Source organism: Streptomyces sp. NPDC007945 (genome assembly GCF_042958885.1).
In the GTDB taxonomy this organism is placed as follows: Bacteria; Actinomycetota; Actinomycetes; order Streptomycetales; family Streptomycetaceae; genus Streptomyces.
In genome coordinates this window covers 108400-133878 of sequence record NZ_JBIBJV010000002.1, presented here as the reverse complement: position 1 = coordinate 133878, position 25479 = coordinate 108400, and the positions used below count along the sequence as shown (strand labels likewise).

Sequence of the window (25479 nt, the reverse complement as noted above, 5' to 3'; positions counted from 1 at the left end):
GACGCCGACGCGGCCGGTCCGCGTCCCTGAAGGCCCCGGGGGCGGACCCACCGGATCGGGCCGGCTCGCGGCGCCGCCCGCCCGGCACCGCCGGAGAGTACGCCCGTCGCCCGCCCGCGACCCGGCCGTTCACGGTCACGTAACACACCCCCGTCCTTCGTCACTGCGCCGAAACATCGAGCGGCATCGTCGGAAACCGCGCTGCGCGAATCTCTGGCGCATAACCGGCCACCCCTCAGGCCGCCGCTCACCGCCGGCCCCGCCCCGCACAGGCCGCATCCGACGACGAGGAGACGCCGATGGCACCAGCCATCACGACCCTGGCAGCAGACGCCCCCGCGCTGTCCGCCGCCAACACCGGGTTCATGCTCATCTGCTCCGCCCTGGTCATGCTGATGACCCCGGCCCTCGCCTTCTTCTACGGAGGCATGGTCCGCGTCAAGTCCACCCTCAACATGCTGATGATGAGCTTCATCAGCCTCGGGATCGTCACGGTCCTGTGGGTGCTCTTCGGCTTCAGCGTCGCCTTCGGCACCGACTCCGGCGGCCTCGTCGGCTGGTCCTCCGACTACCTCGGCCTCAGCGGCATCGGCGTCACCGAGCTCTGGGACGGCTACACCATCCCGGTGTACGTCTTCGCCGTCTTCCAGCTCATGTTCGCCGTCCTCACCCCGGCCCTGATCAGCGGCGCCCTCGCCGACCGGGTCAAGTTCACCGCCTGGGCCCTCTTCGTCACGCTCTGGGTCACCGTCGTCTACTTCCCCGTCGCCCACTGGGTGTGGGGCGCCGGCGGCTGGCTCTTCGAGATGGGCGTCATCGACTTCGCGGGCGGCACGGCGGTCCACATCAACGCCGGCGCCGCGGCCCTCGGCGTCATCCTCGTCATCGGCAAGCGCGTCGGCTTCAAGAAGGACCCGATGCGCCCCCACAGCCTCCCGCTGGTCATGCTCGGCGCCGGCCTCCTCTGGTTCGGCTGGTTCGGCTTCAACGCCGGCTCGTGGCTCGGCAACGACGACGGCGTCGGCGCCGTCATGTTCGTCAACACCCAGGTCGCCACCGCCGCCGCCATGCTCGCCTGGCTCTTCTACGAGAAGATCCGGCACGGCGCCTTCACCACCCTCGGCGCGGCCTCCGGCGCCGTCGCCGGCCTCGTCGCCATCACCCCCGCCGGCGGCTCCTGCTCCCCGCTCGGCGCCATCGCCATCGGAGCCATCGCCGGCGTCGTCTGCGCCATGGCCGTCGGCCTCAAGTACAGGTTCGGCTACGACGACTCCCTCGACGTCGTCGGCGTCCACCTCGTCGGCGGCGTCCTCGGCTCCCTCCTCGTCGGCTTCTTCGCCACCGGCGGCGTCCAGTCCGACGCCAAGGGCCTCTTCTACGGCGGCGGCCTGGAGCAGCTCGGCAAGCAGGCCGTCGGCGTCCTCGCCGTCCTCGCCTACTCTCTGGTCGTCTCCGCGATCCTCGCCCTGATCATCGACAAGACCATGGGCATGCGGGTCGGCGAGGACGACGAGGTCTCCGGCATCGACCAGGTCGAGCACGCCGAGACCGCCTACGACTTCAGCGGGGTCGGCGGCGGCGCCTCCGGGCGCTCCACCGCCGTCACCGCGCCGGTTGCCACGGAGAACAAGAAGGTGGACGCATGAAGCTCATCACCGCGGTCGTGAAGCCGCACCGGCTCGACGAGATCAAGGAGGCCCTCCAGGCCTTCGGGGTCCACGGCCTCACCGTCACCGAGGCCAGCGGGTACGGACGCCAGCGCGGCCACACCGAGGTCTACCGGGGCGCCGAGTACACCGTCGACCTCGTCCCCAAGATCCGCATCGAGGTCCTGGTCGAGGACGAGGACGCCGAACAGCTCATCGACGTCGTCGTGAAGGCCGCCCGCACCGGCAAGATCGGTGACGGAAAGGTGTGGAGCGTCCCCGTCGAGACCGCCGTCCGCGTCCGCACGGGCGAGCGCGGACCCGACGCGCTCTAGCCGCACGGCCCGGCGGACCCACCGGTCCGCCGGGCCCTTCCCGCAGCCCCGTCCGCGAAGAAGGAGCCGCCGGTGACCACCCTCGAACCCCAGGACACGACCGACGAGCAGGGGCGCGGGTCCCTCCCGGCCGGGCCGGGCCGGGAACCCGACGCAGGGGGCTACGCGGCGGCCCGGCTGCGGCTCCTCCAGGAGAGGACGCCGGCCGGCCCCGAGCGCCGTACCGCCCTCGCCCGCCTCACCGACGACTGGCTCGCCGGCCTCTTCGCCGCCGCCGCCCCGCCCCGCGGGGTCGCCCTCGTCGCCGTCGGCGGCTACGGCCGCGCCGAACTCTCCCCGCGCAGCGACCTCGACCTCCTCCTGCTCCACGACGGCACCGCGCCCAAGGAGGCGATCGCCGCCCTCGCCGACCGCCTCTGGTACCCGGTCTGGGACCTCGGCCTCGCCCTCGACCACTCCGTCCGCACCCCCGCCCAGGCCCGCGCCACCGCCGCCGACGACCTCAAGGTCCACCTCGGCCTCCTCGACGCCCGGCCGCTCGCCGGCGACACCGCCCTCGCCTCCGCGCTGCGCTCCACCGTCCTCGCCGACTGGCGCAACCAGGCCGTCCGCCGCCTCCCGGAACTCGCCGAGCTCTGCCGCGACCGCGCCGAACGCTCCGGCGAACTCCGCTTCCTCCTCGAACCCGACCTCAAGGAGGCCCGCGGCGGCCTCCGCGACGCCCAGGCACTGCGCGCCGTCGCCGCCTCCTGGCTCGCCGACGCCCCCCGCGACGGCCTCGACACCGCCCGCCGCCGCCTCCTCGACGCCCGCGACGCCCTCCACCTCGCCACCGGGCGCGCCACCGACCGCCTCGCCCTGCAGGAACAGGACGCCGTCGCCGGGGAACTCGGCCTCCTCGACGCCGACACCCTGCTCCGCGGCGTGTACGAGGCCGCCGGCACCGTCACGTACGCCTCCGACGTCACCTGGCGCGAGGTGGGCCGCGTCCTCAAGGCCCGCTCGGCCCGCCCCCGGCTCCGGACCCTCCTCGGCGGCCGGTCCCCGCAGAAGGCCCCCGCCGAGCGGACCCCGCTCGCCGAGGGCGTCGTCGAGATGGACGGCGAAGCCGTCCTCGCCCTCTCCGCGCGGCCCGAACGCGACCCCGCGCTCCCGCTCCGCGCCGCCGCCGCGGCCGCCCAGCACGGCCTCCCGCTCTCCCCGCACGCCGTCCGCCGGCTCGCCGCCACCGCCCGGCCGCTGCCCGTGCCCTGGCCCGCCGAGGCCCGCGAGGCCCTGGTGACCCTCCTCGGCGCCGGCGCCCCCGCCGTCCCCGTCTGGGAGGCCCTGGAGGCCGAAGGGCTCGTCACCCGCCTCCTGCCCGACTGGGAACGCGTCCGCCACCGCCCCCAGCGCAACCCCGTGCACACCTGGACCGTCGACCGCCATCTCGTCGAGACCGCCGTCCGCGCCGCCTCCCTCACCCGCCGCGTCGGCCGCCCCGACCTCCTCCTCGTCGCCGCCCTCCTCCACGACATCGGCAAGGGCTGGCCCGGCGACCACTCCGTCGCCGGCGAGACCATCGCTCGCGACCTCGCCGCCCGCGTCGGCTTCGACCGCACCGACACCGCGACGGTCGCCACCCTCGTCCGCCACCACCTCCTCCTCGTCGAGACCGCCACCCGCCGCGACCTCGACGACCCCGCCACCGTCCAGGCCGTCGCCGCCGCCGTCGGCACCGTCGGCACCCTCGAACTCCTCCACGCCCTCACCGAGGCCGACGCCCTCGCGACCGGTCCCGCCGCCTGGTCCGCCTGGCGCGCCTCCCTCGTCGCCGACCTCGTCAAGCGGGTCTCCGGCGTCCTGGCCGGCGAGCCGCTGCCCGACCCCGAGGCCGCCGCCCCCAGCGCCGAGCAGGAACGGCTCGCCGTCGAGGCCCTGCGCACCGGGGAACCCGCCCTCACCCTCCACACCCGCGACGAGCAGCCCCTCGACCCCGACGAACCCGAACCCGTCGGCGTCGAACTCGTCATCGCCCTCCCCGACCAGCCCGGCGTCCTGCCCGCCGTCGCCGGCGTCCTCGCCCTCCACCGCCTCACCGTCCGCGCCGCCGACCTGCGCGCCGTGGACCTCCCCGACGACATCGGCACGGGCCCCGGCCCGGTCCTCGTCCTCGACTGGCGGGTGGCCGCCGAGTACGGCTCCCTGCCCCAGGGCCACCGGCTCCGCGCCGACCTGCTGCGGGCCCTCGACGGCTCCCTCGACATCCCCGCCCGGCTCGCCGAGCGCGAGGCCGCCTACCCGCGCCGCCGCGGCGTCCAGGCGCCGCCACCGCGCGTCACCGTCGCCCCCGCCGAGTCCCGCCTCGCCACCGTCCTGGAGGTCCGCGCCCAGGACGCCCCCGGCCTGCTCCACCGGATCGGCCGCGCCCTGGAGGGAGCGGCGGTACGGGTCCGCAGCGCCCACGTCTCCACGCTCGGCGCCAACGCCGTCGACACCCTCTACGTGACCCGCCCCGACGGCTCCCTCCTCCCGGACGAGGAGGCGATCGACCTGGCCCGGGCCCTGGAGGCGGCACTGGCGTGACGAGGGCCTCGCCCGCCCAATCCGACGGGCACGGCCAGGGCCGTCCCGGGGCCGGATACCCTGGGTGGCGACCATCCGCCCCGACCCGAGGATCGCGACCACCGTGTTCGATACGCTTTCCGACCGCCTCAGCGCGACTTTCAAGTCCCTCCGGGGCAAAGGCCGCCTCTCCGAGCAGGACATCGACAGCGCGGCCCGGGAAATCCGTATCGCCCTCCTCGAGGCCGACGTCGCCCTGCCGGTCGTCCGCGCGTTCATCAAGAACGTCAAGGAGCGGGCCCTCGGCGCCGAGGTCTCCAAGGCGCTGAACCCCTCGCAGCAGGTCATCAAGATCGTCAACGACGAGCTGGTCTCGATCCTCGGCGGTGAGACCCGCAGGCTGCGGTTCGCCAAGACCGCGCCGACCGTGATCATGCTCGCCGGTCTCCAGGGTGCCGGTAAGACCACCCTCGCCGGAAAGCTCGGCCTCTGGCTGAAGGGGCAGGGCCACTCGCCGCTGCTCGTCGCCTGCGACCTCCAGCGCCCCAACGCCGTCAACCAGCTCTCGGTCGTCGCCGACCGCGCCGGCGTCGCCTTCTACGGCCCGCAGCCGGGCAACGGCGTCGGCGACCCGGTCCAGGTCGCCAAGGACTCGATCGAGTACGCGCGCACCAAGCTGTACGACGTCGTCATCGTCGACACCGCCGGCCGTCTCGGCATCGACCAGGAGCTGATGCAGCAGGCCGCGGACATCCGCGACGCCGTCAGTCCCGACGAGATCCTCTTCGTCGTCGACGCCATGATCGGTCAGGACGCGGTCAACACCGCCGAGGCCTTCCGCGACGGCGTCGGCTTCGACGGCGTCGTGCTCTCCAAGCTCGACGGCGACGCCCGCGGTGGTGCCGCGCTCTCGATCGCGCACGTCACCGGCAAGCAGATCATGTTCGCCTCCAACGGCGAGAAGCTGGACGACTTCGACGCGTTCCACCCGGACCGCATGGCGTCCCGCATCCTCGGCATGGGCGACATGCTGTCGCTCATCGAGAAGGCCCAGCAGACCTTCGACGAGGAAGAGGCCGCCAAGATGGCCTCGAAGCTCGCGTCGAAGAAGGGCCAGGACTTCACCCTGGACGACTTCCTCGCCCAGATGGAGCAGGTCCGCAAGATGGGCTCCATCAGCAAGCTCCTCGGCATGCTGCCCGGCATGGGCCAGATGAAGGAGCAGATCGCCAACATCGACGAGCGGGACGTGGACCGCACCGCGGCCATCATCAAGTCGATGACCCCGGCGGAGCGCCAGGACCCGACCATCATCAACGGCTCCCGCCGCGCCCGTATCGCCAAGGGTTCCGGCGTCGAGGTCAGCGCCGTGAAGGGCCTGGTCGAGCGGTTCTTCGAGGCCCGCAAGATGATGTCCCGCATGGCCCAGGGAGGCGGGATGCCCGGCATGCCCGGCATCCCGGGCATGGGCGGTGGCCCCGGCCGGCAGAAGAAGCAGATCAAGCAGGCCAAGGGCAAGCGCAAGAGCGGTAACCCGATGAAGCGGAAGGCCGAGGAGCAGGCCGCGCAGCAGAAGCGGGAGCAGGCCCAGCAGGGCGGCGCCTTCGGGCTGCCGGGCGCCGGTCAGGTCCCGCAGGACTTCGAGCTGCCGGACGAGTTCAAGAAGTTCATGGGCTGACCCGACTCCGAGAAGTCCATGGGCTGACCCCAGCCGTCGAGGGGCCCGGACCGGTTTCGGTGGTACGAAACCGGTTCGGGCCCCTTTTCGTCCGCCCGGACCATCCGGAATGCCGCCTTGATCCGCTTCTCCGATACTGGGGCCACTGCCGCCCCGAGGAGAGCCCAGTGGCCAACCCCGTACCGCCGCGCGACCGGACCGATCAGCCCTGGCGCTCGGAGGGGGCGCCGCCGCCCCCGTCGCCGAAGAAGCGGATGCCGGGCGGCTGGGGCAGCCTCGTCCTGACCGCCCTCGCCGTGTACCTGATCACCAACATCGTGCTGTCGTTCTTCAACGAGGGCGACGGTCCGACGATCTCGTACACGGAGTTCGACAAGCAGGTCGCCGCCGGGAACGTCACCAAGATCTACTCCAAGGGCGACGCCATCCAGGGGCAGCTGAAGGAGAAGCAGCCCGTGCCCGACGGCGAGGGCGACTACACCAAGTTCCAGACCCAGCGGCCCGCCTTCGCCGACGACGACCTGTGGGCGCAGCTGACCAGACAGAAGGTCACCGTCACCGCCGAGCCCGTCGTGCAGGAACGTTCCTTCCTCGCCAATCTGCTGCTCTCCCTCGCCCCGATGCTCCTCCTCGTCCTCCTCTGGGTCTTCATCGCCCGCCGGATGAGCGCCGGCATGGGCGGAGCCGGCGGGATGCTCGGCCGCAAGCAGCCGCCGAAACCGGTCGAGGTGGAGGGCGGCAAGCGCACCACCTTCGCCGACGTCGCCGGCATCGACGAGGTCGAGGGCGAACTCAACGACGTCGTCGACTTCCTGAAGAACCCGCAGGCCTACCGGGCGATGGGCGCCAAGATGCCCCGCGGCGTCCTCCTCGCCGGCCCGCCCGGCACCGGCAAGACCCTCCTCGCGCGGGCCGTCGCGGGCGAGGCCGGGGTGCCGTTCTTCTCCGCCTCCGCCTCCGAGTTCATCGAGATGATCGTCGGCGTCGGCGCCTCCCGCGTCCGCGAACTCTTCGCCGAGGCCCGCAAGGTCGCCCCCGCGATCATCTTCATCGACGAGATCGACACCATCGGCCGGGCCCGCGGCGGCGGCTCCGGCATGGGCGGCCACGACGAGCGCGAACAGACGCTCAACCAGATCCTCACCGAGATGGACGGCTTCACCGGCTCCGAAGGCGTCATCGTCCTCGCCGCCACCAACCGCGCCGACGTCCTCGACCCCGCCCTCACCCGCCCCGGCCGCTTCGACCGGATCGTGCACGTCAACCCGCCCGACCGCGGCGGCCGCGAGGCCATCCTCCGGATCCACACCCGGCAGATCCCGCTCGCCAAGGACGTCGACCTGGAACAGGTCGCCCGCACCACCCCCGGCATGACCGGCGCCGAACTCGCCAACCTCGCCAACGAGGCCGCGCTCCTCGCCGTCAAGCGCGAACAGCGGGCCGTCACCCAGTCCGACCTCTCCGACGCCCTGGAGAAGGTCCAGCTCGGCGCCGAACGCCCCCTCGTCATGCCCGAGGAGGAGCGCCGCCGCACCGCCTACCACGAGAGCGGCCACGCCCTCCTCGGCATGCTCCAGCCCGGCGCCGACCCCGTCCGCAAGATCACCATCGTGCCGCGCGGCCGCGCCCTCGGCGTCACGCTCTCCACGCCCGACGCCGACAGATACGCCTACACGGAGGAGTACCTGCGCGGCCGGATCATCGGTGCCCTCGGCGGCATGGCGGCCGAGCAGGTCGTCTTCGGCGTCATCACCACCGGCGCCGAGAGCGACCTCGAACAGGTCACCGCCATCGCCCGGGGCATGGTCGGCCGCTGGGGCATGAGCGAGACCGTCGGCCGCCTCACCGCCATCCCGAGCGACGCCCAGCAGGCGTACGGCCTCTCCGCCGCCCCCTCGACCCTCGACACCGTCGACGCCGAGATGCGCCGGATCGTCGACGAGTGCTACGAGGACGCCGTACGCCTCCTGAACGAGCACCGCGACAGGCTCGACGCCCTCTCCACCGCCCTCCTCGCCGACGAGACCCTGGAGGAGGAGGCCGCCTACCGCGCCGCCGGCATCGAACGCCCCGACCCGAACGCCCCCGAACCCGGCGTCGGCCCCCGCCCCGAGCGCCCGCCCGCCTGAGACCTCCGGGGCGGCGGGGTGGCGGGGCAGCAGGACGGTGGGTCGGCAGGGCGTGGGTCGGGGCGGCAGGTCGGCGGGGCGGTGGCCGGCGGGGCGGCCTACGGCACGCGCGCGATGACGTACCGGAAGACGTTCGGCATCCACACCGTGCCGTCGGGCCGCCGGTACGGGGTCAGGGCCTCCCCGATCTCCTTCTCCACCCGGGAGGGGTCGGACGCCCGCACGGCCGCGTCGAAGATGCCGGTGGAGAGCAGCCCGCGCACCGCGCTGCCCTCGTCCGCGTACCCGAAGGGACAGGCGACCCGGCCGTCGCCCACCGGCCGCAGCCCGGCCCCGACCGCGAGCGCGCCCAGGTCGGCACGGGGCGAGGGGCGCCGGTCCGCCAGCCGGTCCGCGAGCCGCAGCAGCGGCTCCGTCGCGCACCGCTCCGGCGGCCCCCAGCCCGCCAGCACGACCGCCGTGCCCCGCTGCGCCGCCCGGGTGAGCCCGTCCGGCCCGAAGGCCGTCCGGTCGGCCGCGTGGAAGGCGGTGATCACGTCGTACGGGCCGTCCTCCGGCACTCCGGAAGTCACCGTGACGGAGTCGGGCAGACGGGTTCTGGCCAGTTCCACGCGCGCGTGGTCCGCCTCCGCCCCCGTGGCCCGGGCGCCCCTGGCCACCGCCATCAGCAGCGCCAGGCCGGTCCCGCAGTCCAGGTCGAGCAGGCGGGTCCCGGGGCCCACGCCGAGGCGTTCGTGGACCGCCTCGTAGAGCGGGACGAGCATCCGTTCCTGGATCTCGGCCCAATCGCGCGCGGGGTGGTGCGGGACGAGCGTAGGTGTCATGGATCAGGCCCCAATCCGTGCCGGACGACAGCCCCCCGTAGCCAGGGAACTGCGCTTCGGGTCCGGCGTCCAGTGCTCGGGCCGGACGACCGGGGGCGAGTTCGGGCCACACCCTCGGAAAGGACGGCGTCGAAGAGGGGGGCCGGTGCCCGAACTCGGGCACCGGCGCGGTAAGGTCCCCTCCCGCGAGGGCCGGGCGCGCGTGGAACGACCGCACGCCGGGGCGTATGCGCCCTGTGCACCAGCTGTGGACGCCTGGGTACCGACTGACGGGTACGTGCAAAATATTTGAGTTGCCCCGTAATGGAACCCGGAGGGGATCCAGCTCGTTGTACCCGACGTGAGCACGACACCACCTGTCCTCGCCGCAGAGCTGGCGCAGGCGTGGGCCGACATTCAGCGGCACCACCCCGAGCTGCCGGACCTCGCCGCGCCCGAGTCCCTGATCGGAGAGTCCTCGTCCGCCTGTGGCGCCGAGCTCTCCTTCGAGCGACTGCTCCACGAGGCAGTCCACGGCATCGCCGCCGCCCGGGGTGTCCGCGACACCTCCCGCGCCGGCCGCTACCACAACCGCAGATTCCTCGCGATCGCCGAGGAGATGGGCCTCGACCATCCCGAGGAGCCGCACGCCAGCAGCGGCTTCTCCCTGGTCACGCTCAACCCCGAGGCGAAGCGGCGGTACCGGCCCACCATCGAGCGGCTCCAGCGGGCCCTCAAGGCCCACACCGTCGCCACCGCCGGCGACACCAAGCGCTCCTTCCGCGGACCAGCCGCCCGGCACGGCTCCTCGGGCGGCGGCGTCCGCGTCAAGGCCGTCTGCGACTGCGGGCGGAACGTGCGCGTGGTGCCCTCGGTGCTCGCCCAGGCCCCGATCGTCTGCGGAGGCTGCGGCAAGCCGTTCCGGATCCCGGAGACGGTGGGCGCCGCCGGCTGACCTGGCGGCGAGCGGCACAGCGGCGTGTGGCACAATGGACAGCTGTACTCGACAGTCGAACAGGACCCCTCTCTCCTCCGGCTGACGCGTCCATCGGGCACCCGAGTACCGCAACCCCACGTGGCATCTCAAGTGCCCAACCACGTCAAGACCAGGAGACACCACTCCAGTGGCAGTCAAGATCAAGCTCAAGCGCCTCGGCAAGATTCGCCAGCCGCACTACCGCATCGTCGTCGCCGACTCGCGCACCCGCCGTGACGGCCGCGCGATCGAGGAGATCGGCCTCTACCACCCGACGTACAACCCGTCGCGTATCGAGGTCGACTCCGAGCGCGCGCAGTACTGGCTCTCCGTCGGCGCCCAGCCGACCGAGCCCGTCCTCGCCATCCTGAAGCTCACCGGCGACTGGCAGAAGCACAAGGGCCTGCCGGCCCCGGAGAAGCCGCTGCTCGCCCCGGCGACCAAGGAAGAGAAGCGCGCTTCCTTCGACGAGTTCGCCAAGGCCCTCGAGGGCGCTGAGGACAAGGGCGAGGCCATCACCCCGAAGGCCAAGAAGGCGAAGGCGGACGAGGCCGAGGCCGAGTCCACCACCGAGGCCTGATCATGCTCGAGGAGGCTCTCGAGCACCTCGTGAAGGGCATCGTCGACAACCCCGACGACGTGCAGGTGGCCTCGCGCAACCTGCGTCGCGGCCGCGTGCTGGAGGTCCGGGTCCACCCCGACGACCTCGGCAAGGTGATCGGCCGCAACGGCCGCACCGCGCGTGCGCTGCGGACCGTCGTGGGCGCCATCGGCGGTCGTGGCATCCGCGTCGACCTCGTCGACGTGGACCAGGTCCGCTGAAAGTTTGACACCGGCACGGGCCGGGGAGGGCAGACCGCCCACCCCGGCCCGTTGCCGTACGACAGGAAGAGTTACCAGTGCAGTTGGTAGTCGCGCGGATCGGCCGCGCCCACGGCATCAAGGGCGACGTCACCGTCGAGGTGCGCACCGACGAGCCCGAACTGCGGCTCGCCCCCGGCGCCGTCCTGCTCACCGACCCGGCCTCCGCCGGTCCGCTGACCATCGAGTCCGGCAAGGTGCACAGCGGCCGGCTGCTGCTCCGCTTCGAGGGCGTCCGCGACCGCAACGCCGCCGAGGCGCTCCGGAACACCCTCCTCATCGCCGAGGTCGACCCGGCGGAACTCCCCGAGGAGGAGGACGAGTACTACGACCACCAGCTCGTCGACCTCGACGTGGTCCTCGCCGACGGCACCCTCGTCGGCGCCATCACCGAGATCTCCCACCTGCCGTCGCAGGACCTCTTCATCGTCGAGCGGCCCGACGGCACCGAGCTGATGATCCCCTTCGTCGAGCAGATCGTCACCGAGATCGACCTGGAGAACCAGCGGGCCGTCATCGACCCGCCGCCCGGTCTCATCGACGACCGCGCCGAGATCGCCTCCGCCCGCGACGCCGAGTCCGACGAGTCCGCCGCATCCGCTGAGGCCGACGCCTCCGACGTGTCCGCTGACGCCGAGGCCGACGTCGACGGGGCCGGCAGGGCCGACGCCGAAGAGGGCGATCAGGCATGAGGCTCGACGTCGTCACGATCTTTCCCGAGTACCTCGAACCGCTGAACGTCTCCCTCGTCGGCAAGGCACGCGCGCGCGGACAGCTCGACGTCCACGTGCACGACCTGCGGCAGTGGACCCACGACCGGCACAACACCGTCGACGACACCCCGTACGGCGGCGGCCCCGGCATGGTCATGAAGACCGAGCCCTGGGGCGAGGCCCTCGACCAGACCCTCGCCGACGGCTACGACGCCGGAGCCCACGGCCCCGTCCTCGTCGTCCCCACCCCCAGCGGCCGCCCCTTCACCCAGGCACTCGCCGTCGAGCTCTCCGAGCGGCCCTGGCTGATCTTCACCCCGGCCCGCTACGAGGGCATCGACCGCCGCGTCATGGACGAGTACGCCACCCGCATGCCCGTCTACGAGGTCTCCATCGGCGACTACGTGCTCGCCGGCGGCGAGGCCGCCGTCCTGGTGATCACCGAGGCCGTCGCCCGGCTGCTCCCCGGCGTCCTCGGCAACGCCGAGTCGCACCGTGACGACTCCTTCGCCCCCGGCGCCATGGCCAACCTCCTCGAAGGCCCCGTCTACACCAAGCCCCCGGAGTGGCGCGGCCACGGCATCCCCGAGGTGCTGGTCAGCGGCCACCACGGCAAGATCGCCCGCTGGCGCCGCGACGAGGCCTTCCGCCGCACCGCCGCCAACCGCCCCGACCTCATCGAGCGCTGCGACCCCGCCGCGTTCGACAAGAAGGACCGCGAGACCCTCTCGATCCTCGGCTGGGCCCCCGAGCCCGGCGGCCGATTTTGGCGCAGGGTCGAGGGCGTGGAAGAATAGGCGACTGCCGTCCGTCCGGCGCGCGCCCCTGCCACAGGGGGAGCCGCCCGCCATCGACCGGACGGCGTCTCCATCGATTCGTACCTCACCGCTGATGGCCTGTGGCATCGGCGAGGAAAGAGACCTCCATGGCCTCCCTGCTCGACCAGGTGAACGCGGCTGCGCTCCGCTCCGACCTGCCCGCCTTCCGTCCCGGCGACACGGTGAACGTCCACGTGCGCGTCATCGAGGGCAACCGCTCCCGTATCCAGCAGTTCAAGGGCGTCGTCATCCGCCGCCAGGGCTCCGGCGTCTCCGAGACCTTCACCGTCCGCAAGGTCTCCTTCTCCGTCGGCGTCGAGCGCACCTTCCCGGTGAACAGCCCGATCTTCGAGAAGATCGAGCTCGTCACCCGCGGTGACGTCCGTCGCGCCAAGCTCTACTACCTCCGTGAGCTGCGCGGCAAGGCTGCCAAGATCAAGGAGAAGCGCGACAACTGAGCTCCGGCTCACCCCTCGCGCGAGGCTTCACGCTCCACGTACAGGCGGGCCGGATAGGCTCACCCCCCGATGGACACCGAAGCACAGCACACGGAGCGCGACCCCTCCTCCCCGGCGGAATCCCCAGCGGATCCCGCCCCGGAGGACGGGTCGCGCTCCGTGCGCGTTTCCGGCACCACCGGACCCTCCTGGCGCAGGACCGGGCTGGTCGGAGCCGCCTGTGTGCTCTTCCTGCTGCTCCTCAGCCACTTCGTCGCCCAGCCGTTCCTGATCCCCAGCGGCTCCATGGAACCCACCCTCCAGGTCGGGGACCGGATCCTGGTCGACAAGCTGGCGTACCGTTTCGGCGACGAGCCGCGCCGCGGCGACGTCGTGGTCTTCGACGGCACCGGGTCCTTCGTCCAGGAGGAGCCGGCGGCCAACCCTGTCACCGGGCTGCTGCACGACGCGGCGGCCGCCCTCGGGCTCGCGGCGCCCGACGAGACCGACTTCGTGAAGCGGGTCGTCGGCGTCGGCGGCGACCGGGTCGTCTGCTGCGACCGGGACGGCCGCATCACCGTCAACGGCGGCCGGGTCGAGGAGCCGTACCTCACCCCGGGCGACCGGCCCTCCGACGTCCCCTTCGACATCGTCGTCCCGCCGAACACCCTCTGGGTGATGGGCGACCACCGGAGTCAGTCCAGCGACTCCCGCGACCACCTCGGCAGTCCCGGCGGCGGCGTCGTCCCCGTCGACCGGGTCGTCGGCCGCGCCGACTGGATCGTCTGGCCCTTCGCCCGCTGGACCACCGTGCCCGACACCGACGCGTACGACTCCGTACCCGCGCCACCCGCCGGCGGGCACCCCTTCGGCCCGCGGGGGACCGGACGCGAGAGCGGGCAGGGGAACGGCCGGGAGGAGGCGGGGAGCACCGGCCGGGGCGGCGCGCCGGAGGACGTACGGGGGAGCGGCGGCGCGCCGGAGGACGTACAGGGCACCGGCCGGAGCGGCGGGCCGGAGGACGTACAGGGCACGGCGCGGGGCGATGGGCCGGAGAGCGCGCGGGGGAGTGGGCATGGGTAGCCGCGGGCGTCCCCGGGACGGCGCCGCGCCGGACGGGGCGCAGGCGCCGCCGCCCGGTCGCGCCGAACGCCGCAGGCTCGCCCGCAAGGTCAAGCGGCGCCGGCGGCGCTCCGCGATCCGCGAGATCCCCATCCTCGTCGGCGTCGCCGTGCTGATCGCGCTCGTCCTCAAGACCTTCCTCGTCCAGGCCTTCGTCATCCCGTCCGGCTCCATGGAGCAGACGATCCGGATCCACGACCGGGTCCTGGTCGACAAGCTCACCCCGTGGTTCGGCTCGAAGCCGCAGCGCGGGGACGTCGTCGTCTTCGAGGACCCCGGGGGCTGGCTCCACGAGGACACCGCCCCCGCCGCCGAGGACCCCGTCGGGATCAAGCAGCTCAAGCAGGCGCTGACCTTCATCGGCCTGATGCCCTCGGCCGACGACCGGGACCTCATCAAGCGGGTGGTCGCGGTCGGCGGCGACACCGTCCGCTGCTGCGGCGAGGACGGCCGCATCACCGTCAACGGCGTGCCGCTGGACGAGCCCTACCTCAACCCCGGCGACAAGCCGTCCACGATCCCCTTCGACGTGAAGGTCCCCGAGGGCCGCGTCTTCGTCCTCGGGGACCACCGATCCGACTCCGCCGACTCCCGCTACCACCTGGACGAACCGGGCCGGGGCACCATCGCGGAGGAACAGGTCGTGGGCCGCGCCGTGGTGATCGCCTGGCCACTCGGTCACTGGCGCGGCCTGGAGGAGCGGGAGACCTTCGCCGCCGTGCCGGACGGACGTACGACCTCCGAGACCGCGCTCGGCATGTCGCATAGTGTGTCCACGCGGAACGTGAACGGAATGCCCTGGCCGCCGACCCCTGCGGAACTCCTGCTCGTTATGGGAGTGGCGGGCCTGTCCCTGTTCCGGGACGGGCAGTTGCACGGAGTGAGGAGTGGATGTGGGGGAAGTGGCCGTCGGCGCACGTTCCGGACACGAAGGGCCCGAGGACAGGGCCGACGGGGCCAGAGGTGAGAACGTGACGGAAGAGAACAACAGCGGCGGCGGCGCGTCGCCGGCCGGCGACCGGCCGGACCACGGCGACGGCGCGGACGGTGCCGACGGCGTCGAGGGGACGGGCACGCGGCCCAGGAAGCAGCGTTCCTTCTGGAAGGAACTGCCGCTCCTCATCGGCATCGCGCTGATCCTCGCCCTGCTGATCAAGACCTTCCTGGTGCAGGCGTTCTCGATTCCCTCGGAATCGATGATGAACACCCTGAAGAAGGGCGACCGGGTCCTCGTCGACAAACTGACCCCCTGGTTCGGCTCCGAGCCCGAGCGCGGCGAGGTCGTCGTCTTCCACGACCCGGGCGGCTGGCTGGAGACCGCGGAGACCCCCAAGCCGAACGCGATCCAGAAGTTCCTCAGCTTCATCGGCCTCATGCCGTCCGCCGAGGAGAAGGACCTCATCAAGCGGGTCATCGCCGTCGGCGGCGACACCGTCTCCTGCAAGGAGGGCGGCAAGGTCGTCCTCAACGGCAAGGAACTCGACGAGACCGCCTACCTCTACCCCGGCTCCGTGCCCTGCCAGGACTCCTTCGGCCCCGTCAAGGTCCCCCAGGACCGCATCTGGGTCATGGGCGACAACCGGCAGAACTCGCTCGACTCCCGCTTCCACCAGGAGCTCCCGGGCGGCGGCACCATCGCCAACGACCAGGTCGTCGGCCGGGCCGTGGTCGTCGCCTGGCCGCTCACCCGCTGGGCGACCCTGCCGGTCCCGGACGTCTTCGACCAGCCGGGCCTCTCCCCGGCCGCGGCCGCCGCGCCGGCCATGGCCCCGGCGGCGGCCGGCCTCGCCGGAGCGCTCCCGCTGGTGCTCTGGCGACGCAGGAAGCGCTCCACGCGCCATACCGCCGAGTAGCTTCGCGCGGGTAGGGTGCCGTCCCAGATCGTCGACGGACCTCTGGGGTGCACATGAGCGCAGCGACCAAGAAGACCGACGGCCGCGGCCGTCTCGGCAGCGTGCTGTCGGGACTGGCCGTGGCCGTCGGCTGTCTGCTCTTCCTCGGCGGCTTCGCCGCGGGCGCCGTGCTCTACCGGCCGTACACGGTGCCCACCGGCTCCATGGCCCCCACCCTGGAGATCGGCTCCAAGGTGCTCGCCCAGCGCGTCGACGGCGCCGACGTGCGCCGCGGCGACGTGGTCGTCTTCGAGGACCCGCTGTGGGGCGGCGCGACCATGGTCAAGCGGGTCGTCGGCGTCGGCGGCGACACCGTCGCCTGCTGCGGCGCCGACGGCCGCCTCACCGTCAACGGCACCCCGCTCGACGAGTCCTACCTGGGCGCCCAGTCGGGCGGCCCCGGCGGGATCGTCCCCGCCGAGTTCAGCGCCACCGTCCCCGAGGACGGCCTCTTCCTCCTCGGCGACGACCGCACCACCTCGCTCGACTCCCGCAGCCACCTGGACGACGCCGCCCAGGGCTCCGTGCCCCGCTCCGCCGTCGTCGCCCGCGTCGACTCCGTCGTCTGGCCGCTCACCGGCGGCCTCGTCGAACGCCCGGCGGCCTTCGCCGCCCTGCCCGGCGGCGTCTCCACCCCCGGCCCCGTCGCCCTCCTCCTCACCGCCATCGGCGCCGGAGCCGCCCTGATCCTGGGCGGCGCCGCCCACGGACCGGTCACCGACCGGCTGCGCGGGCGCGGCAAGGCCGCCCGGGAGAAGGTGAAGGCATGACGGAGGGCGCGGGCGTCGCGGACGGCGGTGTGGGTACGGGGGCCGGGGCCGGTGTTGGCGGGGGTACGGGTGCGGGTGCGGGCAAGGGGGTCGGTGGTGGCTCCGTCGAGGCCGGGCCCGGAGGCGGGGGCGGCGGTACGGGCGAGGCCGGGCGGGAAGTGCGGCAGGTCGCGCGGGTGATCCTGCTCGACCCCGACGACCGCGTCCTGCTCCTGCACGGACACGAACCCGACGACCCCGGCGACGCCTGGTGGTTCACCCCCGGCGGCGGCGTCGAGGGCGACGAGACCCGCGCCGAGGCCGCCCTGCGCGAGCTCGCCGAGGAGACCGGCCTCACCGACGTCGAACTCGGCCCCGTCCTCTGGCGGCGCCACTGCTCCTTCCCCTTCGCCGGCCGCCAGTGGGACCAGGACGAGTGGTACTACCTCGCCCGCACCCGCCACACCGGCCCCGTACCCGGCCCCCGGGCCCTCACCGAACTGGAGACGCGCAGCCTCTCCGGCCTGAGATGGTGGACCTGCGCCGAACTGTCGGCGGCACATGAGACCGTGTACCCCATCAGGCTCGCCGGGCTGCTGCGCACGCTGCTCGACGAGGGACCCCCGAGCACGCCCGTCGTCCTCGCCCCGGAAATCGTCCAGGGCAACGGACCGGCTGGCGCACAATAGGGGGACGCACGGCTGAAGGGGAACATGCCATGAGCGCCGAGGACCTCGAGAAGTACGAGACCGAGATGGAGCTGAAGCTCTACCGGGAGTACCGCGATGTCGTCGGGCTGTTCAAATACGTGATCGAGACCGAGCGGCGCTTCTACCTCACCAACGACTACGAGATGCAGGTGCACTCGGTCCAGGGCGAGGTCTTCTTCGAGGTCAGCATGGCCGACGCCTGGGTCTGGGACATGTACCGGCCGGCCAGGTTCGTCAAGCAGGTCCGCGTCCTCACCTTCAAGGACGTCAACATCGAGGAGCTCAACAAGAGCGACCTCGAACTGCCCGGCAGCTGATCTCCGCTCGTCTCACCCGTGTGAGTGACGCGGTTCCCCGGGACCGCCCACTCGTCCACAGCCCCGCACACACCCAGGACCACCTCCGTCACAGTCGGTGACGGAGGTGGTCCCATGAACGCGACCCAAGCACTCGGACGGTACGGAGAAGAGCTGGCGGCCCGCCGACTCACCCAGACCGGCCTGCACATCCTCGCCCGCAACTGGCGCTCCGGCCGCGCCGGAGAGATCGACATCGTCGCCCGCGACGGCGACACCCTCGTCATCTGCGAGGTCAAGACCCGCCGCATCGGCACCTTCGAACACCCCATGGCCGCCGTCACCCCCGACAAGGCCGCCCGCCTCCGGCACCTCGCCGCCTGCTGGCTCGACCACACCGGCACCCCGCCCCCCGCCGGCGGCGTCCGCATCGACCTCGTCGGCATCGTCCTGCCCCGCCGCGGCGCCCCCGCCCTCACCCACGCCCGGGGGGTGGCCTGAGATGGGCTTCGCCCGCACCTGCTCCGTCGCCCTCGTCGGCGTCGAAGGCGTCGTCGTCGAGGTCCAGGCCGACCTCGAACCCGGCGTCGCCGCCTTCACCCTCGTCGGCCTCCCCGACAAGAGCCTCAGCGAGAGCCGCGACCGCGTCCGCGCCTCCATCGTCAACTCCGGCGCCGAATGGCCCCAGAAGAAACTCACCGTCGGCCTCAGCCCCGCCTCCGTACCCAAGAGCGGCAGCGGCTTCGACCTCGCCGTCGCCGCCGCCGTGCTCGGGGCGGCCGAGCGCATCGACCCCCGCTCCATCGCCGACCTCGTCCTCATCGGCGAACTCGGCCTCGACGGACGCGTCCGCCCCGTCCGCGGCATCCTCCCCGCCGTCCTCGCCGCCGCCGACGCCGGCTACCACCAGGTCGTCGTCCCCGAACAGACCGCCGGCGAGGCCTCCCTCGTCCCCGGCGTCTCCGTCCTCGGCGTCCGCACCCTCCGCCAACTCATCGCCGTCCTCGCCGACGAACCCGTCCCCGACGAGGACCCCACCGAACTCGGCCGGCCCGACGCCATGCTCGCCGGACTCCTCGTCCCCGGCGCCGGCATCGGCACCGGCCTCGCCCCCGACCCCGGCGAAGGCCCCGACCTCGCCGACGTCGCCGGCCAGCACACCTCCCGCCGCGCCCTGGAGATCGCCGCCGCCGGCGGCCACCACCTGCTCCTCACCGGACCACCCGGCGCCGGCAAGACCATGCTCGCCGAACGCCTCCCCGGCATCCTCCCGCCCCTCACCCGCCAGGAATCCCTCGAAGTCACCGCCGTCCACTCCGTCGCCGGCATCCTCCCGCCCGGCGAACCCCTCGTCCGCCGCGCCCCCTACTGCGCACCCCACCACTCCGCCACCATGCAGTCCCTCGTCGGCGGCGGGAACGGCATCCCCCGGCCCGGCGCCGTCTCCCTCGCCCACCGAGGCGTGCTCTTCATGGACGAAGCGCCCGAGTTCTCCACCAAAGCCCTCGACGCCCTCCGCCAACCCCTCGAATCCGGACACGTCGTCATCGCCCGCGCCGCGGGCGTCGTCCGCCTCCCCGCCCGCTTCCTCCTCACCCTCGCCGCCAACCCCTGTCCCTGCGGCCGCCACACCCTCCACGGCGCCGGCTGCGAATGCCCGCCCTCCGTCATCCGCCGCTACCAGGCCCGCCTCTCCGGCCCCCTCCTCGACCGCGTCGACCTCCGCGTCGAAGCCGAACCCGTCACCCGCTCCGACCTCCTGGGCCAAGGCCGCCGAGGCGAATCCACCGCCACCGTCGCCGACCGCGTCCGCGAGGCCCGCGCCCGCGCCACCGCCCGGCTCACCGGCACCCCCTGGACCCTCAACAGCGAGATCCCCGGCCACGAACTCCGCACCCGCTACCTCGCCGCCCCCGGCGCCCTCGCCCACGCCGAACGCGACATCGAACGCGGCCTCCTCACCGCCCGCGGCCTCGACCGCGTCCTCCGCGTCGCCTGGACCATCGCCGACCTCGCCGGACACGACCGCCCCGACCACGACGACCTCGCCCACGCCCTCGAACTGCGCACCGGCATCACCCGAGGCGTCCCCCTCACCCCCGGAGACCGCCCATGAACCCCCGCCCCCCGGACTCCGAACGCCTCGCCCGCGCCGCCCTCACCCGCATCGTCGAGCCCGGCGACCAACAAGCCGGCCTCGCCCTGCGCACCCACGGCCCCGACGGCCTCCTCGCCCTCCTCCGCGACCCCCGGGAACCCCCGCTCCCCGGCACCGGCCCCCGCCGCCTCGCCGGCTGGCGCCACCGCGCCCGCACCACCACCCCCGAAGCCGACCTCGACCGCATCAACCGGCTCGGCGGCCGCTTCCTCGTCCCCGGCGACCCCGACTGGCCCACCCAACTCGACGACCTCGGCGACGCCCGCCCCCTCGGCCTGTGGACCCGCGGCCCCGCCCCCCTGCGCACCTGGGCCCTGCGCTCCGTCGCCCTCGTCGGCGCCCGCGCCTGCACCCCGTACGGCGCCCACACCGTCGCCGACCTCGCCGCCGGACTCAGCCGCCACGGCTGGGTCGTCGTCTCCGGAGGCGCCTACGGCATCGACGGCGCCGCCCACCGCGGCGCACTCGCCGCCGGCGGAGCCACCGCCGCCGTCCTCGCCAGCGGCGTCGACACCCCCTACCCCCGCGGCCACACCGAACTCCTCGACCGGATCGCCGGCCAAGGACTCCTCATCGGCGAACTCCCACCCGGCAGCCACCCCACACCGAGCCGCTTCATCCTCCGCAACCGCGTCATCGCCGCCCTCACCCGCGGGACCGTCGTCGTCGAGGCCCAGCACCGCAGCGGCTCCCTCGTCACCGCCCGCGCCGCCACCCGACTCGGCCGCCACACCATGGGCGTCCCCGGCCCCGTCACCAGCGCCCTCTCCGCCGGAGTCCACGAACTCCTCCGCGACGGCGCCACCCTCGTCACCGACGCCGACGAGATCATCGAACTCGTCGGCGCCATCGGCGACCTCGCCCCCGCACGACGCGGCCCCGTCCTCCCCCGCGACCTCCTCGCCCCCGCCACCGCCCAGGTCCTCGAAGCCCTCCCCGTCCACCCGCCCGCCCCCACCACCGAGATCGCCCGCCGCGCCGGCACCACCCCCGACGAGGCCCTCGCCCGGCTGTACGAACTCCACGCCCTCGGCCACGCCGAGCGGGACGGCGACGGATGGAGGTTGACGAACACCGGCAAGCCGCGGTCGAACGCGCGGCGAGGCGATCCTTGACCTGGCGCAATCGGGTGAAAAGGTGAAGCCGATGACCCACCGAGCCCACTCGGCCGCCCCAGCGGGGCCGACGCGCCCCCCGGCCCCGGTTCGAAGATGTGGCCGAGCACGGCCCCCCGGACCGGCGCCATCCCCTCCTGTTCGCTCACCGCGACAGCACACTCACGCTACGCTCACCAGGATTCCCCACAGGACACCCAGACCGACGCACCCGACAGCAGAACGGCTCAAGGCAACGCATGCCCCAGCACACCTCCGGGTCTGACCGCGCTGCGGTGCCCCCAGCCGCCCGGGGCACCGTGCGGCCGGCCGCGCCGACCTCGCTCGACGAGCTGTGGCGCTCCTACAAGTCCACCGGCGACGAGCGGCTGCGGGAGCAGCTGATCCTGCACTACTCGCCGCTCGTCAAATACGTCGCCGGACGCGTCAGCGTCGGCCTGCCGTCCAACGTGGAACAGGCGGACTTCGTCTCCTCCGGGGTGTTCGGCCTCATCGACGCCATCGAGAAGTTCGACGTCGAACGCGCCATCAAGTTCGAGACCTACGCCATCACCCGCATCCGCGGCGCGATGATCGACGAACTCCGCGCCCTCGACTGGATCCCCCGCTCCGTGCGCCAGAAGGCCCGCAACGTCGAGCGCGCCTACGCCACCCTGGAAGCCCAGCTCCGCCGCACCCCCAGCGAGAGCGAGGTCGCCGCCGAGCTCGGCATCCAGCTGGAGGAACTCCACGCCGTCTTCAGCCAGTTGTCCCTCGCCAACGTCGTCGCCCTCGAAGAGCTGCTGCACGTCGGCGGCGAAGGCGGCGACCGGCTGTCCCTCATGGACACCCTGGAGGACACGGCCGCCGACAACCCCGTCGAGGTCGCCGAGGACCGCGAGCTGCGCCGGCTGCTCGCCCGCGCCATCAACACGCTCCCCGAGCGCGAGAAGACCGTCGTCACCCTCTACTACTACGAGGGCCTGACCCTCGCCGAGATCGGCAACGTCCTCGGCGTCACCGAGAGCCGCGTCAGCCAGATCCACACCAAGTCCGTCCTGCAGCTCCGCGCCAAGCTGGCCGACGTGGGACGCTGACCGCGCCGCACCGGTCGTACAGTGGAGCCGTGCCCAGGATTCGAGCGGCCTCCGTGGCCGAGCACCGGACCATGCAGCGCGGCGCCCTCCTGGACGCCGCGCGTTCCCTGCTGTCCGAGGGCGGGACGGAGGCGCTGACCTTCCCCGCACTCGCCGAGCGCACCGGCCTCGCCCGCTCGTCGGTCTACGAGTACTTCCGCTCCCGCGCCGCCGTCGTCGAAGAACTCTGCGCGGTCGACTTCCCCGTCTGGGCCGCCGAGGTCGAACGCGCCATGGCCGGCGCCGCCACCCCCGCGGACAAGGTCGCCGCCTACGTCCGCACGCAGCTGGAACTCGTCGGCGACCGCCGCCACCGCGCCGTCGTCGCCATCTCCGCCGGAGAACTCGACGACGGCGCCCGCGAGAAGATCCGCGCCGCCCACGGCGGCCTCGTCGCCATGGTCGTCGACGCCCTCGCCGCCCTGGGCGTCCCCGAGCCCCGCCTCGGCGCCATGCTCCTCCAGGGCGTCGTCGACGCCGCCGTCCGCCGCATCGAACTCGGCGCGGCCGAGGATCCCACCGCCATCGCCGAAGCGGCCGTCACCATGGCCCTCCACGGCGTCACCGGCCCCCACAGCTGAACCAGGCGGCCCCGCCCCTTCCCCCCTCCCTCCCCCCCCCGCCCCACCCACCCCCTCCCTCCACCCCCACCTCCGGCGCCGCCCCCTAGTCGTAGACCGGCAGCAGGCGTGACCGCGCGTGGGGTGCCAGCAGGAGGGGGTTCAGATAGGTGTCGCCGCGGAGGAGGCCCCAGTGGAGGCAGGGGGTCGTGCAGTGGGTGTCGGACGTGGTCTCGGGGGCGGTCTCGGCGATGGGGGTGCCGGGGGTGACGTGGGTGCCGGCGGTCGTCAGGGGGGTGACGGGGGAGAACGTCGTGCGGAGCGGGGGAGTGCCGGTACCCGTGAGGGTGACGGTGACGACTCCGCGGCCGCCCACCGGGCCGGCGAAGGTGACGGTGCCGGCGGCGGGGGCGAGCACCGGGGTGCCGGGGGGTGCGGCGAGGTCGACGCCGCGGTGGCCGGCGGCGTAGGGACCCGGCGGCGGGTGCCAGCCGCGCAGGATGGGGGGCGGGGGCGGGGCCACCGGCCAGAGGAGGGCCAGGGCGAGGAAGACCGTGGTGAGCTGCATGGGGAGAGCGTGTCCCGGCGGGGCGGCGCGGGACGGCCGCGGGTGTTTTCTGTGGACAAACGGCGGCCTGTGGACAGCGTCGTCACCCGCCGCTCCCGGGGTCCCGTACACTTCCTATGGCGACCCGGGTCACCGGGTCGACTTCGCACGCCCCGCCACTCGTCTCCGAGAGCACGGTGGCAGCGCCTTTCGGTCCTTCGTGGCACGGCGCGTCGGGGCGTCAGGAACACAACCGAGAAACTCAAGGAGATACGGCCATGGCCGTCGTCACGATGCGGGAGCTGCTGGAGAGCGGCGTCCACTTCGGTCACCAGACCCGTCGCTGGAACCCGAAGATGAAGCGTTTCATCTTCACCGAGCGCAACGGCATCTACATCATCGACCTGCTCCAGTCGCTGTCGTACATCGACCGCGCCTTCGAGTTCGTCAAGGAGACCGTCGCGCACGGTGGCTCCGTGATGTTCGTCGGTACGAAGAAGCAGGCCCAGGAGGCCATCGCCGAGCAGGCGACGCGCGTCGGCATGCCCTACGTCAACCAGCGCTGGCTGGGCGGCATGCTCACCAACTTCTCCACCGTCTACAAGCGTCTGCAGCGCCTCAAGGAGCTCGAGCAGATCGACTTCGAGGACGTCGCGGCCTCGGGTCTCACCAAGAAGGAGCTCCTGGTCCTCTCGCGCGAGAAGGCCAAGCTGGAGAAGACCCTCGGTGGTATCCGCGAGATGCAGAAGGTGCCGAGCGCCGTCTGGATCGTCGACACCAAGAAGGAGCACATCGCCGTCGGCGAGGCTCGCAAGCTCAACATCCCGGTCGTCGCGATCCTCGACACCAACTGCGACCCCGACGAGGTCGACTACAAGATCCCGGGCAACGACGACGCGATCCGCTCCGTCACCCTGCTCACCCGTGTGATCGCCGACGCCGTCGCCGAGGGCCTCATCGCCCGCTCCGGTGCCGCCACCGGTGACTCGAAGCCGGGCGAGAAGGCCGCCGGCGAGCCGCTCGCCGAGTGGGAGCGCGACCTGCTCGAGGGCGAGAAGAAGGACGAGGCCGCCGAGGTCCAGTCCTCCGCCGAGACCGAGAAGGCCGTCGAGGCCGAGGCCCAGGTCGAGACCCCGGCCGCCGAGGCCGAGGCCGAGGCCGAGGCTCCGGCCGCCGAGCAGGCCTGATCCTTCCGCACCCCGGAACACCGCGGAGGTGACGGCGGGGGCTCAGGAAGCCCCCGCCGTCCCGCCGTAGATCTTCGTAGATCTTTCTGACTTCGAGAGAGAAACAGACTCATGGCGAACTACACCGCCGCTGACGTCAAGAAGCTCCGTGAGCTCACCGGCGCCGGCATGATGGACTGCAAGAAGGCCCTCGAGGAGGCCGACGGCGATGTCGACAAGGCCGTAGAGGCCCTGCGCATCAAGGGCCAGAAGGGTGTCGCCAAGCGCGAGGGCCGCTCCGCCGAGAACGGCGCCGTCGTCTCCCTCATCGCCGACGACAACACCTCCGGCGTCCTCGTCGAGCTGAAGTGCGAGACGGACTTCGTCGCCAAGGGCGACAAGTTCCTCGCCGTCGCCGACGCCCTCGCCGCCCACGTCGCCGCCACCAAGCCGGCCGACATCGAGGCCCTGCTCGCCTCCGAGATCGAGGCCGGCAAGACCGTGCAGGCCTTCGTGGACGAGGCCAACGCCAACCTCGGCGAGAAGATCGTCCTCGACCGCTTCGCCGCCTACGCCGACGGTTACGTCTCCGCGTACATGCACCGCACCATGCCCGACCTCCCGCCGCAGATCGGTGTCCTCGTCGAGTTCGACAAGGAGAACGCCGAGGTCGCCAAGGGTGTCGCGCAGCACATCGCCGCCTTCGCGCCGAAGTACCTCACCCGTGAGGACGTCCCGGCCGAGGTCGTCGAGTCCGAGCGTCGCATCGCCGAGGAGACCACCCGCGCCGAGGGCAAGCCCGAGGCCGCGATCGCCAAGATCGTCGAGGGTCGCGTCAACGGCTTCTTCAAGGACGCCACGCTGCTCGGCCAGCCGTACGCCCTGGACAACAAGAAGTCCGTCCAGCAGATCCTGGACGAGGCCGGTGTCACCCTGAAGCGCTTCACCCGCATCAAGGTCGGCATCTGAGTCCGTCCGTCCTCGCGAACGCGACGGACACCGGACCCGGGTAGGGTCTGAGACAGTCGTCCCGCCCCGGGCGGGACGACCGCAGATGTGACGAGGAGGCCATTGCCGTACGGGAAACCCACGAGGACCCAAGGCAATGG

25 protein-coding genes and 1 pseudogene are annotated in these 25479 nt (G+C 72.8%); 24 read left to right on the top strand and 2 right to left on the bottom strand.

Annotated features, from left to right (window positions below):
- Positions 1 to 299 precede the first annotated feature (299 nt).
- From ACFZCF_RS05920 to ftsH, 5 genes are all read left to right on the top strand, one after another.
- Positions 300 to 1646, top strand: a complete 1347-nt coding sequence (locus ACFZCF_RS05920; protein ID WP_391284928.1) for an ammonium transporter — start codon at positions 300 to 302, stop codon at positions 1644 to 1646.
- The gene (locus ACFZCF_RS05915; protein WP_015036464.1) at positions 1643 to 1981 is read left to right on the top strand and encodes a P-II family nitrogen regulator; all 339 of its coding nucleotides are present in this window, start codon (positions 1643 to 1645) and stop codon (positions 1979 to 1981) included. Before ACFZCF_RS05920 ends, ACFZCF_RS05915 begins: the two co-directional genes overlap by 4 nt.
- Before the next feature lie 177 nt (positions 1982 to 2158).
- Positions 2159 to 4546, top strand: a complete 2388-nt coding sequence (locus ACFZCF_RS05910) for a [protein-PII] uridylyltransferase (RefSeq protein ID WP_391285963.1) — start codon at positions 2159 to 2161, stop codon at positions 4544 to 4546.
- Positions 4547 to 4649: 103 nt separating this feature from the next.
- Positions 4650 to 6203, top strand: coding sequence for a signal recognition particle protein (gene ffh, locus ACFZCF_RS05905; protein ID WP_388435796.1), 1554 nt, complete (start codon positions 4650 to 4652; stop codon positions 6201 to 6203).
- Between the two features lie 167 nt (positions 6204 to 6370).
- Positions 6371 to 8332, top strand: a complete 1962-nt coding sequence (ftsH, locus tag ACFZCF_RS05900) for an ATP-dependent zinc metalloprotease FtsH (RefSeq protein WP_388435793.1) — start codon at positions 6371 to 6373, stop codon at positions 8330 to 8332.
- A 98-nt stretch (positions 8333 to 8430) separates the two neighbouring features.
- Here the strand turns inward: ftsH and ACFZCF_RS05895 are convergent, their stop codons facing one another.
- On the bottom strand, positions 8431 to 9156 hold the full coding sequence (locus tag ACFZCF_RS05895) for a class I SAM-dependent methyltransferase (RefSeq protein WP_391284924.1): 726 nt from the start codon (positions 9154 to 9156) through the stop codon (positions 8431 to 8433).
- Between the two features lie 340 nt (positions 9157 to 9496).
- Here ACFZCF_RS05895 and ACFZCF_RS05890 point away from each other — a divergent pair, with 340 nt between their 5' ends.
- From ACFZCF_RS05890 to ACFZCF_RS05810, 17 genes and pseudogenes are all read left to right on the top strand, one after another.
- Positions 9497 to 10090 carry a hypothetical protein gene (locus ACFZCF_RS05890; RefSeq protein WP_388435787.1) on the top strand — a complete coding sequence of 198 codons (594 nt, stop codon included), beginning with the start codon at positions 9497 to 9499 and terminating at the stop codon, positions 10088 to 10090.
- A gap of 169 nt (positions 10091 to 10259) precedes the next feature.
- Positions 10260 to 10691, top strand: coding sequence for a 30S ribosomal protein S16 (gene rpsP, locus ACFZCF_RS05885; RefSeq protein WP_030496986.1), 432 nt, complete (start codon positions 10260 to 10262; stop codon positions 10689 to 10691).
- Between the two features lie 2 nt (positions 10692 to 10693).
- The gene (locus ACFZCF_RS05880) at positions 10694 to 10933 is read left to right on the top strand and encodes an RNA-binding protein (RefSeq protein WP_005311361.1); all 240 of its coding nucleotides are present in this window, start codon (positions 10694 to 10696) and stop codon (positions 10931 to 10933) included.
- 77 nt (positions 10934 to 11010) lie between these two features.
- Complete coding sequence (rimM, locus tag ACFZCF_RS05875) at positions 11011 to 11664, top strand: ribosome maturation factor RimM (protein WP_391284922.1); 654 nt, start codon at positions 11011 to 11013, stop codon at positions 11662 to 11664.
- Complete coding sequence (gene trmD, locus ACFZCF_RS05870; RefSeq protein ID WP_388435779.1) at positions 11661 to 12482, top strand: tRNA (guanosine(37)-N1)-methyltransferase TrmD; 822 nt, start codon at positions 11661 to 11663, stop codon at positions 12480 to 12482. Before rimM ends, trmD begins: the two co-directional genes overlap by 4 nt.
- Before the next feature lie 128 nt (positions 12483 to 12610).
- Positions 12611 to 12961 carry a 50S ribosomal protein L19 gene (rplS, locus tag ACFZCF_RS05865; protein ID WP_388435776.1) on the top strand — a complete coding sequence of 117 codons (351 nt, stop codon included), beginning with the start codon at positions 12611 to 12613 and terminating at the stop codon, positions 12959 to 12961.
- Positions 12962 to 13030: 69 nt separating this feature from the next.
- Positions 13031 to 13804: pseudogene (gene lepB / locus ACFZCF_RS05860) on the top strand (signal peptidase I); the annotation flags it as partial.
- A 211-nt stretch (positions 13805 to 14015) separates the two neighbouring features.
- Positions 14016 to 15029 (top strand): signal peptidase I, encoded by a 1014-nt coding sequence (gene lepB / locus ACFZCF_RS05855; protein WP_388435770.1) that lies wholly within the window; start codon positions 14016 to 14018, stop codon positions 15027 to 15029.
- The gene (gene lepB, locus ACFZCF_RS05850) at positions 14965 to 15915 is read left to right on the top strand and encodes a signal peptidase I (protein ID WP_388435767.1); all 951 of its coding nucleotides are present in this window, start codon (positions 14965 to 14967) and stop codon (positions 15913 to 15915) included. The genes lepB (ACFZCF_RS05855) and lepB (ACFZCF_RS05850) overlap by 65 nt, the downstream gene beginning before the upstream one ends.
- A gap of 53 nt (positions 15916 to 15968) precedes the next feature.
- Positions 15969 to 16724: a signal peptidase I gene (lepB, locus tag ACFZCF_RS05845; RefSeq protein WP_391284918.1), complete on the top strand. Its 756-nt coding sequence runs from the start codon at positions 15969 to 15971 to the stop codon at positions 16722 to 16724.
- Positions 16721 to 17392, top strand: coding sequence for an NUDIX domain-containing protein (locus tag ACFZCF_RS05840; RefSeq protein ID WP_391284916.1), 672 nt, complete (start codon positions 16721 to 16723; stop codon positions 17390 to 17392). Before lepB (ACFZCF_RS05845) ends, ACFZCF_RS05840 begins: the two co-directional genes overlap by 4 nt.
- A gap of 29 nt (positions 17393 to 17421) precedes the next feature.
- Positions 17422 to 17730: a DUF2469 domain-containing protein gene (locus tag ACFZCF_RS05835; RefSeq protein WP_005311352.1), complete on the top strand. Its 309-nt coding sequence runs from the start codon at positions 17422 to 17424 to the stop codon at positions 17728 to 17730.
- Between the two features lie 114 nt (positions 17731 to 17844).
- Positions 17845 to 18210, top strand: a complete 366-nt coding sequence (locus tag ACFZCF_RS05830; RefSeq protein ID WP_391284914.1) for a YraN family protein — start codon at positions 17845 to 17847, stop codon at positions 18208 to 18210.
- 1 nt (position 18211) lies between these two features.
- Positions 18212 to 19825 (top strand): YifB family Mg chelatase-like AAA ATPase, encoded by a 1614-nt coding sequence (locus tag ACFZCF_RS05825; RefSeq protein WP_388435758.1) that lies wholly within the window; start codon positions 18212 to 18214, stop codon positions 19823 to 19825.
- The gene (gene dprA / locus ACFZCF_RS05820; protein ID WP_391284913.1) at positions 19822 to 20982 is read left to right on the top strand and encodes a DNA-processing protein DprA; all 1161 of its coding nucleotides are present in this window, start codon (positions 19822 to 19824) and stop codon (positions 20980 to 20982) included. Before ACFZCF_RS05825 ends, dprA begins: the two co-directional genes overlap by 4 nt.
- A 239-nt stretch (positions 20983 to 21221) precedes the next feature.
- Positions 21222 to 22058, top strand: a complete 837-nt coding sequence (gene whiG, locus ACFZCF_RS05815) for an RNA polymerase sigma factor WhiG (protein ID WP_169094468.1) — start codon at positions 21222 to 21224, stop codon at positions 22056 to 22058.
- A gap of 53 nt (positions 22059 to 22111) precedes the next feature.
- On the top strand, positions 22112 to 22678 hold the full coding sequence (locus tag ACFZCF_RS05810) for a TetR family transcriptional regulator (protein WP_391285961.1): 567 nt from the start codon (positions 22112 to 22114) through the stop codon (positions 22676 to 22678).
- Positions 22679 to 22763: 85 nt separating this feature from the next.
- Here ACFZCF_RS05810 and ACFZCF_RS05805 read toward each other — a convergent pair whose 3' ends face one another.
- Positions 22764 to 23225 carry a M23 family metallopeptidase gene (locus tag ACFZCF_RS05805; RefSeq protein WP_388435751.1) on the bottom strand — a complete coding sequence of 154 codons (462 nt, stop codon included), beginning with the start codon at positions 23223 to 23225 and terminating at the stop codon, positions 22764 to 22766.
- A gap of 257 nt (positions 23226 to 23482) precedes the next feature.
- On the opposite strand from ACFZCF_RS05805, the gene rpsB reads away from it, so the two are divergent.
- Complete coding sequence (gene rpsB / locus ACFZCF_RS05800) at positions 23483 to 24391, top strand: 30S ribosomal protein S2 (RefSeq protein ID WP_391284911.1); 909 nt, start codon at positions 23483 to 23485, stop codon at positions 24389 to 24391.
- 111 nt (positions 24392 to 24502) lie between these two features.
- A complete protein-coding gene (gene tsf, locus ACFZCF_RS05795) occupies positions 24503 to 25339 on the top strand; it encodes a translation elongation factor Ts (protein WP_031008633.1) in 837 nt (278 codons plus the stop codon).
- Positions 25340 to 25479 lie beyond the last annotated feature (140 nt).